This is a genomic window from Cyanobacteria bacterium GSL.Bin1 (genome assembly GCA_009909085.1).
In the GTDB taxonomy this organism is placed as follows: Bacteria; Cyanobacteriota; Cyanobacteriia; order Cyanobacteriales; family Rubidibacteraceae; genus Halothece.
This window is the reverse complement of the sequence record JAAANX010000098.1, coordinates 1-15,629: the sequence shown is the minus strand read 5'-3', so window position 1 is coordinate 15,629 and position 15,629 is coordinate 1. Positions and strand designations below refer to the sequence as shown.

Sequence of the window (15,629 nt, the reverse complement as noted above, 5' to 3'; positions counted from 1 at the left end):
CCCAATAGCGAAGGCACTTGTTCCGCACAAATTGCATGGTACGGATCGCCTCATCTATGGCAGACAACTGCTTTTGCTTGGCTCTAATTTTGTACTCTAAAACCAACATTTATGCTCTAGTGGGTGACTAAACTTATCTTAGCACGTTAAAAGTTTGTTCGTCTTCGACTCATCCTCACGCTTTGCTCCGGGCCTTAGATCCAACGGCTAAAGCACGTTGGTTTTACGGCGATTCCTATAAAACAGCCGTTAAAAAGCCCAGTTGATCGCTCACTTCTTCAATGCGTTTGCTCGTGGGTTTTCCCGCCCCATGTCCCGCTTTGGTTTCAATGCGAATGAGAACCGGATTATCCCCAGCGTGGGCAGCTTGTAACGCGGCAGCGAATTTAAAGCTATGGGCGGGAACAACGCGATCGTCATGATCGGCAGTGGTAATTAAAGTCGAGGGATAAACCGTTCCTGATTTGAGATTATGCAGGGGAGAATAGTCATAGAGAGCCTCAAATTCTTCTTGATGATCCGGGGAACCATAATCAGAACACCAGGCCCAGCCAATGGTAAATTTGTGGAAGCGGAGCATATCCATCACCCCAACTGCGGGTAAAGCTGCCCCAAAGAGATCAGGACGTTGGGTCATACAAGCCCCAACCAGTAAGCCGCCATTACTTCCGCCAGAAATGGCTAATTTTTGAGGAGACGTATAGCGATGCTCAATTAACCATTCGGCAGCAGCAATAAAGTCATCAAAGACATTTTGTTTATCCAGTTTGGTTCCCGCTTGATGCCATGCTTCTCCATATTCTCCGCCGCCGCGCAAATTGGGAACCGCATAAACACCGCCCATTTCCATCCATACTAAACGACTCACAGAAAAGCTTGGGGTCAAGGCAATATTAAAACCACCGTAGCCGTAAAGCACCGTTGGATTATTCCCATCCAATAATAAGCCTTTTTTATGGGTAATAAACATGGGAACTTGTGTCCCATCCTTGCTGCGATAAAAGACTTGGCGGGTTTCGTAGTTATCGGGGTTAAAACTAACAGTCGGTTGACGGAAAAGAGTACTTTCTCCCGTTTCTAGGTTGTAGCGATAGATCGTTGTGGGCGTGGTGAAACTGGTGTAAGCATAAAAGGTTTCCGTATCATCCCGTTTCCCGTTAAATCCCCCCACAGAACCAATACCGGGCAATTCAATGTCTTGAATGTACGTGCCATCGAGGGCATGAATTTGTAAGCGCGATCGCGCGTTTTGTAAGTAATCGACAATAAATTGATAATTTAAAACACTAACTCCTTCTAATGTATTTTCCGTTTCTGGAATAATTTCTTGCCATTTTTCTGGGTCTGGCTGATTAATATCAATGCCAATCAACCGTCCTTTTGGCGCTTGATCATCCGTGCGAAACCAAAAGAGTGAACTTTCATATTCAATAAAGCTAAAACTCGCAACAAAACCAGAAATCAGTTCTTTCACTTCCCCTTGTGGATCTTGTAAGTCTTGATAAAAGACCAAGTTTTTGGGATCTGTGCCTTGGCTAACGGAAATAATCAAATATTTGCCATCTTCTGTAACATCGGCATCAAACATCCATTCTTTTTGATTGGGACGTTCATAGATTAAAATATCTTCGCTTTGTTCAGTGCCGAGGCGATGATAATAGAGCTTCTGGTAATAATTTGCTTCTTCTAATTGTTTGCCTTCTGGGGGGGCATCGTAGCGACTATAGAAAAAGCCTTCGTTGTCTTTTGTCCAAGTTGCCCCAGAAAATTTAATCCACTCTAAATGATCGGAAAAATCATCTCCGGTTTCTACATTTCGCACTTGCCATTCTTGCCAGTCTGATCCCGATTTAGAAATACCATAGGCTAGAAATTGTCCATTCTCGCTAATGGCTATTCCAGAGAGCGCGATCGTTCCATCTTCAGAAAATTGATTGGGATCAAGGAGAACTCTTGGTTCCTCTTCTAATTCATTGAGCGTGTAGAGAACACTTTGATTTTGTAAGCCATCATTTTTGAAATAAAAATAACGTTCTCCTTTTTTAATGGGAATTCCATATTTTTCATAATCCCATAACTTCGTCAAGCGTTCTTTAATGGTTTCTCGTTCTGAAATTTGTTCTAAAAAGCTAAAAGTCACTTGATTTTGTGCTTCGATCCAAGCTTTTGTTTCTTCCGAATCTGGATCTTCTAACCAACGATAAGGATCTTGAACAGCAATACCATGATAATAATCAGTTTGTTCAACTTGTGGAGTTTTGGGATAATTAAAAGACATCATTATTGAAAATTTGTAAGTTACGCTATTTTTCTAAAATTTAAACTACAATAGTTAACAGTAAATGATTAATTCTAAAGAGAATACGGCAGCGATCGCAGCACTACTCTTCAGTCAACGTCACCCAATCAGAAGACATAGCCCATGATCGCCACCCCACATTTCACTTACCTTACTCCTGACCAATACCTTGAACTGGAAAGGGCTAGCCCGATCAAACACGAATATTGTAACGGGAAAGCCTATGCTATGGCGGGGACAACGGACAGCCATAACCTGATTGTGGGAAACCTTTACACTCTGATTCGCACTCACATACGGGGATCAGACTGTCGCGTTTACTTTTCGGATGTTAAAGCAAGGTTGGAAGAATGCAACTGTTTTTACTATCCTGACCTTATGGTTACTTGTGACCCCCAAGATGCAGAAACGACCACTTATAAATCCTATCCTAAGCTAGTTGTTGAAGTTCTCTCTGATTCTACTGAAGCCTTCGACAGAGGGGATAAATTCATTGATTATCAAACCCTCCCCACTCTAGAAGAATATGTTTTAGTCAGCACTAAACAGCAACGGGTGGAGTGTTACCGTCGCACAGAACAACAATTGTGGATATTTCAGTTTTATACCCCAAACCAAAACACCTTTCATTTTGCCAGCATTAACTTTCAAGCCACATTTGCAGCACTTTATGAAGATGCTAGTGTCTAAAGTATTGGTTAGATCTAAGAATCAAAACCACAAACTTTAATGCCTCTTTGTACCGCTGGACGTTCCATGCAGCGGTCAACCCAGGGCTGAATATTCGTAAAAGTATGATATTCGAGATCGTCTTTTCCCTGATAAAAATCTAAAGCATTGATCCAAGGAAGCGTTGCTATATCGGCAATGGTATATTGTTCTCCCACGAGATATTGGCGACCTTCCAAACGGGTATTAAGAACACCTAAAAGACGTTTGGTTTCATTGGCATAACGCTTAACGCCATAGTCATCAGTGGTTTTATCGCGAGCAAATTTATAGAAGTGACCAAACTGTCCAAACATTGGTCCAACACTTGCCATTTGGAAAAATAGCCATTGTATGGTTTCCCATTCTAAAAGGGGATCATCAGGGAGAAACTTACCGGTTTTTCTCGCCAAATATAAAAGGATTGCGCCCGATTCCATCAGTGTAATTGGTTTTCCTTCTGGTCCATTGGGGTCAATTAGAGAAGGAATTTTAGAGTTAGGATTAATCTTTTTGTACTCTTCATCAAACTGATCGCCAGCGCCAATATCAATCTTATGGGCTTCGTAAGGGAGACCCAGTTCTTCTAATATCACGCCTACTTTTTGACCATTGGGGGTTGCCAGAGAGTAAAGCTGAATTTGATCAGGATGTTGAGGAGACCATCGTGAGGGAAAAACTGTATCAGCCATTGTAATTTTTGCACCATTTCACTGAACAGGCTAAGCATAGCATTCAGCATATCGATTAGCACTCTCTCTCTGTCTTGATCTTGTGTCTCAGAAAGAGGTGTGAGATATTAAAGCTGTCTTTCTTGGGAGTATTCGTTAATTATGTCTCCGGTTCGTTTTTTCGTTCTCCTAATCGCCACAATTTTGGTTACTGTGACTGCCAGTGCAGAAAGAGTCGATGGGCAAAAAACAGCTGACCTTCCACCAAAAACGGCTCAAATTGTTAAAGCAGCCGGCAATCTTTATAATCCACCGCGTCATGATGTGCGATTGGTTGTGATTAGTGACTTGAATACAGTTTATGGTGCAACCGATTATCCTCCCAGTGTCGATCAAGGGATCGGGCTGATTCCCTATTGGCATCCGGATCTGGTACTGTGTGGCGGGGATATGGTTGCTGGGCAAAAGTCTGATTTAACATCATCCCAAATTCAAGCGATGTGGAATGCTTTTGATGACCATGTCGCCCGTCCGTTACGAGAGCAAAATTTTCCCCTTGGCTTTACCATTGGCAATCATGATGGGTCGAGTGCAAGGGATCAGAATGGCAATTTTCGGTTTCAGCAAGAACGAGACTTAGCTTCTCAATACTGGAATCATCCCGACCATGATCCGGGTTTAGAATTGATTGATCGCGCTGATTTTCCCTTTTATTACACGTTTAAACACAATGATATCTTTTTCCTGACTTGGGATGGGTCTTCCAGTTCCATTCCCCCAGAAAAGCTGGCTTGGGTAGAACAAGCCTTAGCCAGTCCCGAAGCGCAACAAGCAAAAATGCGAATTTTATTGGGACATCTCCCCTTATACGGCGTGGCGCAAGGACGCAATCGTCCAGGAGAGGTGATGCAAAATGCTGACGATCTCAGAGCAATGCTAGAAAGATATGATGTGCATACTTACATCAGTGGACATCATCATGCTTATTATCCGGGACATCGGGGAGACTTACAGTTATTACACACTGGAATTATTGGGGCGGGACCTCGTCAATTGATTGATAGTGATCTTTCTCCGCAAAAAACAATTACCGTAGTTGATATTGACTTTGATTCTCTGGAAAAAACGACCTATGCCACCTATAACCTCGAAACCCTAGATTTAATTGGATACGAACAACTACCGCGGTTTCTAGCCGGTCATAATGGCATGGTAATGCGTCGGGATATTGAAGCGGAAGACTTAACCGCTTCAGAAAAGGCATTTTGTGAACAGCGGCTGGGTCAAGAACTTTGCACTCCCTAGTCCCTAAAACTAATCTGTCATCTAATGTTTCCCGGCGAAAGAGGGTCTTTCACAATAAAAAGGGTGTTTTATCAATGCAATAAGAGTGCTGCAACAAATAAACCATCCATAATGTCTTGAAATTTCCCTAAGCAGCCTATAGCTACTGGATGATCATTTTCTTGGATTACTCTAAAGGTTTGCAATGAGCCGTAAATTCCCCTCTTTAAGGCTTGAGAAAATAATAAATATGTTCAAATCAAGATTATATTTGCTCCACAGACATGACAGCGAGTTTATTTCAAAGACAATTCAGCGGTTCATCAAGTCTGTTTTGTTGTTGAACTTTTCCTTCAAGCAATAGGTGCAATCAATAAACATCTTGTAACCTTTCCCCAACAGATGTGGCAATTCACCCCCCCTTACTCCTAAGATAAAATGAGACAGCAATCCACCCCAAGATTGTAAGCTAGAAAGTGCCGTGCCAGTCTCCAAAGGTTTAAAGATTGACTTAGACTCGGAATACCCTTGTCCTTGTCGGCGAGCCGGACATTTGAAGCCGATTATGCTAACCGAAGCATTTGGCTGCGATCGCTGCCAACAAATTTTTGTCGTTCAAGATAACAATCAGGAATTAGAACAACTTTCCGGTGCTTATCCTTATAAACGCGCTTGGCGCTGGAATGGGCAACGGTGGTTTGCGGTTCATTCTCGGATTGGAGAGATTTATTTGCCCATTGCTTTAGGACTCATTGTTGTCCTGTTACTTGTATGGTTGCCTTTAACGTTACAGTCTTCTTTTGAAGTAACGATTTTCTTTTGGGCATTACTGGCTTTATTATTAGCATTATTACCCGCCTTCATGGTGTGGTTAACCCACTGGCGTTCTTAGGGATGAGCATGAAACCTGACGATAATGATCGCAATTCCAACTTGATTGAGATAGTTGTGAAACAGTCTCATCAAGCCAGTGAACAGCTTGCAACCACCCAAGGCAGCCAACGTTCCCAAGCAGTAGAAGCGATGGCACACGCCCTGCAAGAAACCTTTGACGAAATTTTAGAAGCCAATACTCTCGATTTAGAAACTTGTCGGGAAATGGCAATTCCGACATTAATTTTGGAATGGCTCAAGTTAACTCCTCAACGACTCGAAACCGCGATTAAAATTTTAGAGCGGTTGGGGACGATCGCGGATCCGATTCAAAAAGTCAGCCACGCCCCTTATCCCCTTGATCCGGCACAAACCTATTGCCAACGCATGCCCTTGGGTGTGATTACCCTGATTTATGAAGCCTTTCCCGAACTCAGCGCGATCGCAGCGGGATTATGTGTCAAAACGGGCAATAGCCTAGTCTTACGCGGGGGAAGCGAAGCCAGTCATTCCAACGAAGCAATTGTAAATGCGCTCAACCAAGCCTTAGAAGATACAGAACTTCCCCCTCACACGATTCAACTCCTCCCCTCCGATCAAGGCTGTTCCATACAAGAGTTAGTACAGCAAGAACCCTATACCAAGTTAGTTATTCCTTATGGTCGCCCCAGCTTAGTCCAACAAACAGCAAGAACGGCTAATGTCCCGATTTTACGGACTGCCATTGGCAATTGTTATCTGTATTGGTCAAGCAGTGGCAGTGCCGAGAAAGTGAAAGACATTATTATCGATAGTCACGCTAGCGAACCGGATCCAGTTAATGCCATTGAAAAGGTTTTAATTAATCGCAACATCAAAGCCTCGATTTTGATTAATCTCTTTCATGGCTTGCAAGAAAAAGGATTTATCCTGCGAGGAGAAGCCAGTCTACTGGAAGAATACGGTCAATATTTGACGCCAGTGCAAGAACAGGAGTGGTCAGAAAGTTATATTGACAAAATCGTTGCCTTTCGTTGGGTGGACAATGTTAGTCAGGCAATCACCTGGATTAACCGCCATAGTAGTGGTCACGCTGACTGTATCATTAGCCAATCGTATCAGGAAACCCGTCAATTCGCCCAAACCATTGATAGCGCCCTCGTTTATATCAATGCCTCCCCGCGCTTCTTCCGCTATGCGGCTAATGGCGATAGTATTTTTCTAGGGATGTCCAATCAAAAAGGCTATCGACGGGGATTAATCGGGTTAGAGAGCCTGACTACATTTAAGCAAGTGGTGCAAGGGAACTAAGACTTTTCGGCGATCCCCACTTCTGATAGACTCAAAAACGAAGGAACCAAGACCGCAGCTTTAGCACGCACGGGAGAAAAACATTGTTAGAAAAAACACTCGGTTTAGAAATTATTGAAGTGGTCGAGCAAGCCGCGATCGCTTCATCCCGTTTAATGGGGAAAGGACTGAAAGATGAAGCAGATCATCTCGCTGTTGAAGCCATGCGCGAACGCATGAACGAAATTAATATGCGGGGTCGCATTGTCATTGGTGAAGGGGAAAGAGATGACGCCCCCATGCTCTACATTGGTGAAGAAGTGGGGATTTGTACGCGCCCCGATGCCAAAAACTTCTGTAACCCTGATGAATTAATTGAAATTGATATTGCCGTTGACCCTTGCGAAGGAACCAATCTTGTCGCCAAAGGTCAAAATGGCTCAATGGCGGTTTTAGCCATTTCCGAAAAAGGCGGACTGTTTGCTGCCCCTGACTTTTATATGAAAAAACTCGCTGCCCCGCCAGCAGCACGCGGTCATGTGGATATTCGCAAATCAGCAACGGAAAACCTCAAAATCATTGGAGAATGCCTTGACCGATCTGTGGAAGAACTTGTAGTCGTCGTGATGGATCGCTCTCGCCACGAAAGTTTAATTAAAGAGATTCGGGAAGCAGGTGCCAGAGTCCGTCTGATTGGGGATGGCGACGTTTCCGCAGCCCTCTCTTGTGCTTTTGTCGGGACCAACATTCATGCCTTGATGGGAATTGGCGCTGCACCGGAAGGGGTGATTTCTGCTGCTGCCATGCGTTGCTTAGGCGGTCATTTCCAAGGACAACTGATTTATGATCCAGATATCGTCAAAACGGGCTTAATTGGCGAAAGCAAAGAAAGCAACCTCGAACGTCTCAAATCAATGGGAATTAATGATCCCGATGCGGTTTACGATGCTGAAGACTTAGCACGGGGAGAAACGGTTCTATTCGCTGCTTGTGGGATTACCCCCGGTACGTTAATGGAAGGGGTCCGTTTCTTCCACGGTGGTGCGCGGACGCAATCTTTAGTTGTGTCGAGTCAGTCGATGACAGCACGCTTTGTCGATACCGTTCATTTGTTTGAACAGCCGAAAATGATCCAATTACACTAAATTTTAGATGGGAGGATAGGGGTAAATTTTAAGAGCGATAACCCTCACACCATCCAAATCTGGGGACTTGACTGATAAAATGTAAAATAATTAGTACACTTGTCCCCTGTTTTTAATTTAGGTTTAATAAATTGCTGTCTTGGGAGAATTAAGAAAATGACTATTTTATTTCAACTCGCGCTGGGTGCATTAGTATTTCTGTCTTTTGTGATGGTAATTGGCGTACCCGTTGCCTATGCTTCCCCGCAAAATTGGGAACAATCTAAAAATCTTATTTTTGTTGGATCTGGCGCGTGGGTGATCCTGGTTGTAGCAGTCGGAATTTTAAACTTTTTCGTGGTTTAATTTTCTTGTTACCGATCTAATGCTTCTCTTGATTATATTCACAGCAACTCCTCGCTCAGTCTGGGTGGGGAGTTGTTGTCAGAAAGAGTAACTACCAAGTTACGATAATGGCAATGGAGTGAGTGGGACAAGGGCTGCTTAGAAAGCCAGTCAAGGGCATGGTTATGAACCAATGACCAATGACCAACGACGAATGACCAATAACGAAAAACAAATCACAAGTAACTCAATTATGGCAGTTTTTGAAGGTACCTTTGCAAATAGTTCCTCCCTACGTTTGGCAATTATAATTGGGCGTTTTAATGACCTGGTAACAGAAAAATTGTTGGCAGGGTGTCAAGATTGTTTGAAACGGCATGGTGTTGATACAAACCCTCATGGTACCCAGGTTGATTATGTTTGGGTTCCCGGCAGTTTTGAACTACCGATGATGGCGCGGCAAATGGCATTAACCGGAGAATATAATGCCATTATTTGTTTAGGGGCAGTGATTCGAGGACAAACGGCTCATTTTGATTATGTTGCCAGTGAAGCAGCGAAAGGGATTGCTGCAACCAGTTTCCAAACGGGAGTGCCGGTTGTTTTTGGCGTTATTACCGCAGAAAATATGCAACAAGCCCTGGAACGGGCAGGCATTAAGAGTAATTTAGGTTGGAATTATGCCCTCAATGCCTTAGAAATGGGGAGTTTGATGCAGCAAGTGCAAGGGAAGCAAACCTATCAGCAAACGCAAGCGTTACCCCACTCTAATGACCAGCAATTTGCCCAATCAGAAAGCAAAGAACAAACGTATTCCTAGATTAGGGCTTGCTGAAGAAGTCACTTGGCTGGTTGAACCTCGGCAATTGGCTTCGGCCGAGGCCTGTTGCTGATTGCGTAGCGCTATACTACTCAAAAATATCTAGTTGGTCGATACTGACTTCTGACTGATTCATCTCTTTCCCAATGCCTTTGCGTAAGCCCAAAGCAATTTTGCTGTGTTTTTCAATTTGCCCCATCACTTGCTGAGCGCGAGAAATGACACTCGCTGGAAGTCCCGCTAAGCGTCCGGCTTCAATGCCATACGAGCGATCTGCACCTCCCGGCTGCACTTGATGGAGGAAAATAATCTCATGTTCCATTTCTTTCACGGTTACTTGATAGTTCGCGACATTGGAGAGAATCGAAGCGAGTTCGTTTAATTCGTGGTAATGTGTGGCAAAAAGAGTACGGGCTTGGACTACCGTCGCCAGATGTTCGGCAACTGCCCACGCAATGGAAAGTCCGTCAAAGGTAGCGGTACCCCGTCCAATTTCATCAAGGAGAATCAGTGAGTTAGGGGTGGCATGGTTGAGAATGTTGGCCGTTTCATTCATCTCGACCATGAATGTCGATTGTCCGGTGGCGAGATCATCGACAGCACCAACGCGGGTAAACACGCGATCGCTGATGCCTAACTTTGCCGATCGCGCTGGCACAAAACTGCCAATCTGTGCCATTAACTGGATTAACCCCACTTGTCGCAGATAACAACTTTTACCGCTAGCATTAGGACCCGTGAGAATAATTAAATCGGGGGTGTCTCGCTGTTTTTCATACCCCATTTCTGTGGAATTTGGCACAAAAAAGCCTGTGGGCAGCATTTTTTCTACAACCGGATGTCTGCCTTCGCGAATGCTTAAACAGCGTCCTTCCACCATTTCGGGACGACAATAGTCCATATAAACGGCAAGGTCAGCCAATCCCGCTAAAACATCGATCGCGGCAACAGCCCTGGAAATATCCCGAATTTGTTGCGCTTTTTCCCCTACTTCTGCTCGTAAATCGGCAAAAATTTCGTATTCGAGACGGTTCAAATCATCTTTTGCCGTGAGAATGCGCGTTTCCCGTTCTTTCAGTTCTGAGGTGATATACCGTTCTTCGTTAGTGAGAGTTTGCTTGCGGGTATAGTTTTCTGGGGCAAGATCGGCTTTGCTCCGAGGAATACTGAGATAATAGCCAAAGGTTTTATTATACCCAACTTTCAACTTTTGAATCCCTGTCCGTTCCCGTTCACTCGTTTCTAAATGGGCAAGCCACTGTTTATCCTCAGCGAATGTTGCCTGCATTTGATCCAATTGTTCATCCACACCGGGACGAATTAAGCCCCCTTCTGTCAGGTGTTGCGGCGGAGATTCGACAAGAGAGGCTAAGATTTTTTCGCCAAGGGCTTGTAAGTCAGGAGGAACGGCTTGCAAAGCCCGCAAAAATGGCGATTCTCCCTGCTGCGCTAAGGTGGCAAGTTCTGTCAAGCGCACTAATGACTCTGCTAATCCTCTTAAATCTCTGGCATTGGCAGTGCCTGCCCCTGCTCTTCCACTGAGGCGTTCCAAATCGTAAATGTGCCGTAAGAGTTGGCGCAAGTCATTGCGAAGACTCGTTTGCTTGATTAGTTCCGCGATCGTATCTTGACGGGCAGTAATGCCATTAATATCAAGTAGCGGCTGCAGTAACCAGCGCCGGAGGGCACGTCCGCCCATTGCCGTACAAGTGCGATCAAGTGCCCAAAGCAGGGAACCATGATACGTCCCATCGCGCACTGTTTGTACAATTTCTAAGTTACGGCGGGTTTGCTGGTCGAGAATTAAATAATCGGTGAGGGTATAGGTTTTGAGGGTTTGTAACGGGACTTGATGGGCTTTTTGGGTTTCTTCAATATAAAACAGTAGTCCGCCAGCTGCGCGAACACCAAGGGGGAGATTTTCACAACCCATGCCTTCAAGAGAACGCACGCGAAAGTATTCTAAGAGTTGGTTCCGTGCCTCCCCACTGCGAAATTGCGTTTGCGGGCGTAGGGTATAGCAGAAGGTATCGGGCAGAAATTCTGGAATCTGATCCGATTTTTCTCCAGGGCGTAACATACTGCCAATGTCAGGCGTGTTAGTGGGCAAAAGAATTTCGGAGGGATGAAGTCGCAGGAGTTCTAGACTCAGGGTTTCCAAGTTTTGGGATTGGGCGGTGTAAAATTCTCCCGTGGAAATATCAGTATAGGCTAAGCCCCAATGTTCTCCGGCAAAGACTAACGCTGCAAGGAAATTATTGCGTCGCGCGTGTAGCATTCCCTCTTCCGTCAGCGTGCCAGGAGTCAGGAGTTTGGTAATTTTCCTCTCTACCATCCGCTTTTGCGCAGCCGCTTCAGCCGCATCTTCCACTTGATCGCACACCGCGATCGCGTAACCTTTTTCCACTAACAGTGCTGTATAACGATCCAGTGCATGATGGGGAACACCGGTCATCGGAACGCGACCAATTTCTTTTCCCCCTTCTTTACTAGTTAAAACTAGTTCTAGCAGTTGCGCAACGGTTACCGCATCTTGAAAAAAGCATTCAAAGAAATCGCCCACTCGATACAACAGCAACGCATTGGGATATTGCTCTTTTACCTCAATATAGTGTTGCATCATGGGGGTCAATTGCGCGCGATCAAGCTGGTGATAATCCGCGTTTTTCATGTAAGCGGGGGTCGCTTTTCCGGAAGACTTCTGCATAAGTTCCTATCGTTACTAATATCTGCCCTATTCCTTAGGTCTACCATTATCTGTTATCGCTCCTTCAGAAATCAAATGAACGACGAGTCGGTGAATCTTAACCTGTTGAGTCGAAGTAAAACAGACGAGATTAGGAAGACAAGGGAGACACTCATCTCTTAAGACAAAATTGATCGGCTACTACGCACAATCTACTTTTCGTAATCTCGTAAGGGATTTTTGGAATAGCTGGTTTGAATGACTTGTGTTTTTAAGTAAAAACCGATATAATTCCAATCACTTATATATATTTTTTAAATCACATATGAGAATTATGCTGACCTATAGCAAAATATCGATTGATACACAGTTCTATATTGTCACTTACGACAGCCAAGAAATTGCTTTAATGCCACAAGAATATCAATTACTGGTCTTATTTCTTAGGTATCCGCGTCATGTCCTCAGTTATGAGTTGATCGTTGATCAGATTAGAGAAAATCTTGACCAACCCCCAACTCACAGCACAGTAACCCCCCATATTAAACAATTGAAACAAGCCTTAAAAAAGGCACAGATTGATGAAGAGATTGTTGAAATGGTTGATAATTTTGGCTATCGCTTAAAGCCTTTGTCGCAAGCTGAAAAATCACCATCAGTAAGGATGATGCCCTCCTTTGCTTTAATGCAAAAATTCCTGAAAGCCAAAGCAATTGAATACATTGTTATTGATCAGGAGCTGAACGTACAATCAATTTCTCCTGGAGGATACAATTACTGTGATGACCCGGATACGCTCCAAGTGGGTCAACCCGTTGGTAAACCTTTTCCGGAGTTAACTGGCTTGAAAAGGATCGTCACCAAACTGATTGAGGGCAAGATTGAAACTTTTGCACTCCCAGCAATGGCGAGGAATGTTAATTCTCATTGTGCGAAATCTATTAATTTTTTTTTGATTGGTGACCCTGACAATTCCCAAAACTCCCAAGAGACTTCTCTGGTCTTCGTTTTCTTAGAGGATGATTCAGAACAGATGATTTATCGACAACGGTTGGTGCAAAGCGCAAACGAAGCTTTTTTGCTGCTAGAAAAAAGGGAAGATTTCGATATAGAAGATGTTTAGTTAACTGCTAATCTCCGTAATCGCCACATTGTTCAAGCAGAGATATTGTTTGATGCTACATTCACTTCATCTCGACTGTCATTAATTTGGCAAGTTCTAATTAATCCCTTGCCTGTAGCACAGCACTTGCAATTTCTTCTCCTCTACGAACACAATCTCCTAGAACGCCGACGTATGAGCCTACGCATCCGCCGGCAACGCCTGGTTAGAGAGTGATCCAAAACTCTGATAGATAATGATCGCGCTCAAATATTCACTATTTATTTAAAGAGAGAGCCAATCTCTCAGCCCGTTTTCAATTAATTCCATCTGTGAATCCGATAGCATTCCAAGCTTTTTCACAAAATATGGTGGCGGAACAGTTACAACATCCTGAAGTAGGAAGGCCCCTTTTGTTTAGAAAGGGGATGCTGAGGATGCTGACTTGGATCTCATATTTGGATCCTCTGATACTGGTCGTATGAGGAACTACAGCAATCAAAGCCCGATCCTCATCTCCATAAGGTTTACTCACAACAAGAGCGGGTCGCACTTTCGCGGCTATCCCAAAATCAATGAGCCAGACCTCACTACGAACTGGCTTCGGATTTCCCATCCGCCTCCTCTTCTGCATCTAGACGGGCAAACGATTGAGCAGCAAGCAAGACTGCATCATCATTACTCCAGTTGCCATAGTCTCCATTCGGATTCAGGCTGGCTGCAAGGAACTCAGATCTTTCGCTGGCTAAAAGTTTTTTGAACTGTCTAATAAGTGTTACAACTGCTTCACTCATTGCTTCAACTGGTAGCTTATAGATCGCTTTTTACCTATTAAAATACTACAACACACAAAATTCTAAGTTGATTGGGAAATCAGAAATAGCAAGACACATGAGATTGAGCCACTGATTCACAGGGCGCGATCACTAACCAAGAAGCATTGGCTCCTTTTGCGTCCGAGTTCAGTGCCGGGTTATATTGTGTTTGTTCAAAAACGCATTGAAAGCTTTTTCAAATTTTATGGTCTGATCTTCGGCACATTCTTTATCATTCTCTATATTCACAATAGCCCGACAATTCGGATAGTCACCGCATCCCCAGAACTGTTTCCCTTTGTAATATCCTTTTTTTGATGTTCTCAAAACCATATTTTTGCCACATTTGGGGCAGGGAGGCGGGTTGTTTCTGTCACCTTTCACTCAAATTTTATCATCTTCTAATGGACTATCTCCTAGTTTTGAACGACTGTGAATATGCTCAATAAACTCAGGATAGTTTTCCAAGTCCTCCAAAGATTGTAGCGGAGGCATTTCAACCCAATTTGCTTCCCTATGTAACTTGTCTATATAAGCATGAAAGGCTTCTTCATCATTACGATGAGACAAAACATATGCTTGTAGTTCTTTTTGACTCATTGCTTGAAAGTTAGGTTGATTCATTGCACATACCTCCATCTGCCATTAGGATAGATTTCAATGATATTTTCCTCACCAGCTAAGAAGAAGACATTTCCACTACGTTCATCTATGCGAACAAGATTGATAGACAAGTAAAGTTTCGTAAACCAACAGCACAAAACAAAGCACTGAGTCTTCTGTTGGAAAGTAGGAATAATGGTGACTCCTTACTACTGCTTACATAGACTAATCTATCATTTTCTTCAAAGGCTTGCTTTGAACTTGTGCGATCGCGCTCTGCACTACTACGATCGCGCCTTATCTAGACGACTGCAGTATGACTAACGCTGAGGTAACCGGCGCCGTAGCGCAGCGCAGGGAACCAAAAGCGGTACGCTTTTGGCGTCCGGTTGACCGCCTGGTTATGGCTCTGACGTAAAAATTTCATAAACCGCAGACGCTCCACCTTCCAAAAAAGTGGTGACGAGATGGGGAGCGATAACTCCTATCATTAACCCCCAAAATAATGAGAATACGAGTGAGTTTTCCTTTCTCGACTGTGTTGGCCAGATAGAATCCGTGAGCATTACGACAATGATCATTACGAGTGCTGAGAACGCGAAAACATAACCGAGCATTGGGGAGGTCTGTGATCCGAGAATAGCCAAGACCATAACAGCCAATGCTCCAACCAAAGACTTAACCCGGGGCTTTGCAAGACCCTGACCTCTAAACATATTTGAACTCACCCCGTGGCAAATTGCCATAACTATATTATTATACGGAAACTTTCTGGATACCCACCCTTTGCGGAATAACAAGCAGAAACTTTCCGTATATTTACCCTATCTAGCATGATATCAAGAACCTTTCGGGGTATTAGACATCTCCATAATAGCAATAACATGGTAAGATTGAAACAAAATTTGTGTGGTGTGCGATGAAATATACTTGGAGTTACATTCAAAAAAATCCAAAGCAAGTTAAACGTTTACTGGGGATTAGTTATGAAGAGTTAAATCAGCTTCTTGAAATCTGTCGAAGCCAGCAT

At 43.8% G+C, this 15,629-nt stretch carries 15 protein-coding genes and 1 pseudogene; 8 read left to right on the top strand and 8 right to left on the bottom strand.

All coding sequences use genetic code 11. The features are described from left to right. Positions 1 to 109, bottom strand: a 109-nt coding sequence (locus GVY04_13030; GenBank protein ID NBD17023.1) for a transposase, incomplete at its 3' end; no start/stop codon positions are given. A gap of 126 nt (positions 110 to 235) precedes the next feature. Beyond that, complete coding sequence (locus tag GVY04_13025) at positions 236 to 2,281, bottom strand: prolyl oligopeptidase family serine peptidase (protein NBD17022.1); 2,046 nt, start codon at positions 2,279 to 2,281, stop codon at positions 236 to 238. A 141-nt stretch (positions 2,282 to 2,422) separates the two neighbouring features. Between GVY04_13025 and GVY04_13020 the strand changes: the two genes are divergently transcribed. Then, positions 2,423 to 2,989: a Uma2 family endonuclease gene (locus GVY04_13020; protein NBD17021.1), complete on the top strand. Its 567-nt coding sequence runs from the start codon at positions 2,423 to 2,425 to the stop codon at positions 2,987 to 2,989. 14 nt (positions 2,990 to 3,003) lie between these two features. Here GVY04_13020 and GVY04_13015 read toward each other — a convergent pair whose 3' ends face one another. Next, complete coding sequence (locus GVY04_13015; GenBank protein ID NBD17020.1) at positions 3,004 to 3,699, bottom strand: glutathione S-transferase; 696 nt, start codon at positions 3,697 to 3,699, stop codon at positions 3,004 to 3,006. A gap of 141 nt (positions 3,700 to 3,840) precedes the next feature. Between GVY04_13015 and GVY04_13010 the strand changes: the two genes are divergently transcribed. The 6 genes from GVY04_13010 (at position 3,841) to GVY04_12985 (ending at position 9,393) form a co-directional block, all read left to right on the top strand. After that, positions 3,841 to 4,983: a metallophosphoesterase gene (locus GVY04_13010; GenBank protein ID NBD17019.1), complete on the top strand. Its 1,143-nt coding sequence runs from the start codon at positions 3,841 to 3,843 to the stop codon at positions 4,981 to 4,983. Positions 4,984 to 5,443: 460 nt separating this feature from the next. Further along, positions 5,444 to 5,854 carry a hypothetical protein gene (locus GVY04_13005; GenBank protein NBD17018.1) on the top strand — a complete coding sequence of 137 codons (411 nt, stop codon included), beginning with the start codon at positions 5,444 to 5,446 and terminating at the stop codon, positions 5,852 to 5,854. An 8-nt stretch (positions 5,855 to 5,862) separates the two neighbouring features. Then, entirely contained in the window at positions 5,863 to 7,125 is a 1,263-nt protein-coding gene (locus GVY04_13000) for a glutamate-5-semialdehyde dehydrogenase (protein ID NBD17017.1), read from the top strand. Positions 7,126 to 7,208: 83 nt separating this feature from the next. Continuing rightward, on the top strand, positions 7,209 to 8,249 hold the full coding sequence (glpX, locus tag GVY04_12995; protein NBD17016.1) for a class II fructose-bisphosphatase: 1,041 nt from the start codon (positions 7,209 to 7,211) through the stop codon (positions 8,247 to 8,249). A 156-nt stretch (positions 8,250 to 8,405) separates the two neighbouring features. Further along, positions 8,406 to 8,594 (top strand): photosystem II reaction center protein PsbZ, encoded by a 189-nt coding sequence (gene psbZ / locus GVY04_12990; protein ID NBD17015.1) that lies wholly within the window; start codon positions 8,406 to 8,408, stop codon positions 8,592 to 8,594. Positions 8,595 to 8,826: 232 nt separating this feature from the next. Then, a complete protein-coding gene (locus GVY04_12985; protein NBD17014.1) occupies positions 8,827 to 9,393 on the top strand; it encodes a 6,7-dimethyl-8-ribityllumazine synthase in 567 nt (188 codons plus the stop codon). Between the two features lie 88 nt (positions 9,394 to 9,481). On the opposite strand, the gene mutS is transcribed toward GVY04_12985, so the two are convergent. Continuing rightward, positions 9,482 to 12,100: a DNA mismatch repair protein MutS gene (gene mutS / locus GVY04_12980; protein ID NBD17013.1), complete on the bottom strand. Its 2,619-nt coding sequence runs from the start codon at positions 12,098 to 12,100 to the stop codon at positions 9,482 to 9,484. 313 nt (positions 12,101 to 12,413) lie between these two features. On the opposite strand from mutS, the gene GVY04_12975 reads away from it, so the two are divergent. After that, positions 12,414 to 13,202 (top strand): hypothetical protein, encoded by a 789-nt coding sequence (locus tag GVY04_12975; GenBank protein ID NBD17012.1) that lies wholly within the window; start codon positions 12,414 to 12,416, stop codon positions 13,200 to 13,202. 264 nt (positions 13,203 to 13,466) lie between these two features. Here the strand turns inward: GVY04_12975 and GVY04_12970 are convergent. From GVY04_12970 to GVY04_12955, 4 genes and pseudogenes are all read right to left on the bottom strand, one after another. Further along, positions 13,467 to 13,797, bottom strand: a pseudogene (locus tag GVY04_12970) (type II toxin-antitoxin system PemK/MazF family toxin). Then, a complete protein-coding gene (locus GVY04_12965; GenBank protein NBD17011.1) occupies positions 13,772 to 13,975 on the bottom strand; it encodes a hypothetical protein in 204 nt (67 codons plus the stop codon). The pseudogene GVY04_12970 and the gene GVY04_12965 overlap by 26 nt, the downstream one beginning before the upstream one ends. Positions 13,976 to 14,143: 168 nt before the next feature. After that, positions 14,144 to 14,329 (bottom strand): hypothetical protein, encoded by a 186-nt coding sequence (locus GVY04_12960; GenBank protein NBD17010.1) that lies wholly within the window; start codon positions 14,327 to 14,329, stop codon positions 14,144 to 14,146. A gap of 51 nt (positions 14,330 to 14,380) precedes the next feature. Further along, positions 14,381 to 14,620, bottom strand: a complete 240-nt coding sequence (locus GVY04_12955) for a hypothetical protein (protein NBD17009.1) — start codon at positions 14,618 to 14,620, stop codon at positions 14,381 to 14,383. Positions 14,621 to 15,629: the final 1,009 nt, after the last annotated feature.

What these genes read in the sequence shown, in the direction of transcription:
- GVY04_13025 (NBD17022.1), bottom strand. Translation starts at nt 2,281, where the DNA reads ATGATGTCTTTTAATTATCCCAAAACTCCACAAGTTGAACAAACTGAT.
- GVY04_13020 (NBD17021.1), top strand. Translation starts at nt 2,423, where the DNA reads ATGATCGCCACCCCACATTTCACTTACCTTACTCCTGACCAATACCTT.
- GVY04_13015 (NBD17020.1), bottom strand. Translation starts at nt 3,699, where the DNA reads ATGGCTGATACAGTTTTTCCCTCACGATGGTCTCCTCAACATCCTGAT.
- GVY04_13010 (NBD17019.1), top strand. Translation starts at nt 3,841, where the DNA reads ATGTCTCCGGTTCGTTTTTTCGTTCTCCTAATCGCCACAATTTTGGTT.
- GVY04_13000 (NBD17017.1), top strand. Translation starts at nt 5,863, where the DNA reads ATGAAACCTGACGATAATGATCGCAATTCCAACTTGATTGAGATAGTT.
- psbZ (NBD17015.1), top strand. Translation starts at nt 8,406, where the DNA reads ATGACTATTTTATTTCAACTCGCGCTGGGTGCATTAGTATTTCTGTCT.
- GVY04_12985 (NBD17014.1), top strand. Translation starts at nt 8,827, where the DNA reads ATGGCAGTTTTTGAAGGTACCTTTGCAAATAGTTCCTCCCTACGTTTG.
- mutS (NBD17013.1), bottom strand. Translation starts at nt 12,100, where the DNA reads ATGCAGAAGTCTTCCGGAAAAGCGACCCCCGCTTACATGAAAAACGCG.
- GVY04_12975 (NBD17012.1), top strand. Translation starts at nt 12,414, where the DNA reads ATGCTGACCTATAGCAAAATATCGATTGATACACAGTTCTATATTGTC.
- GVY04_12965 (NBD17011.1), bottom strand. Translation starts at nt 13,975, where the DNA reads ATGAGTGAAGCAGTTGTAACACTTATTAGACAGTTCAAAAAACTTTTA.
- GVY04_12960 (NBD17010.1), bottom strand. Translation starts at nt 14,329, where the DNA reads ATGGTTTTGAGAACATCAAAAAAAGGATATTACAAAGGGAAACAGTTC.
- GVY04_12955 (NBD17009.1), bottom strand. Translation starts at nt 14,620, where the DNA reads ATGAATCAACCTAACTTTCAAGCAATGAGTCAAAAAGAACTACAAGCA.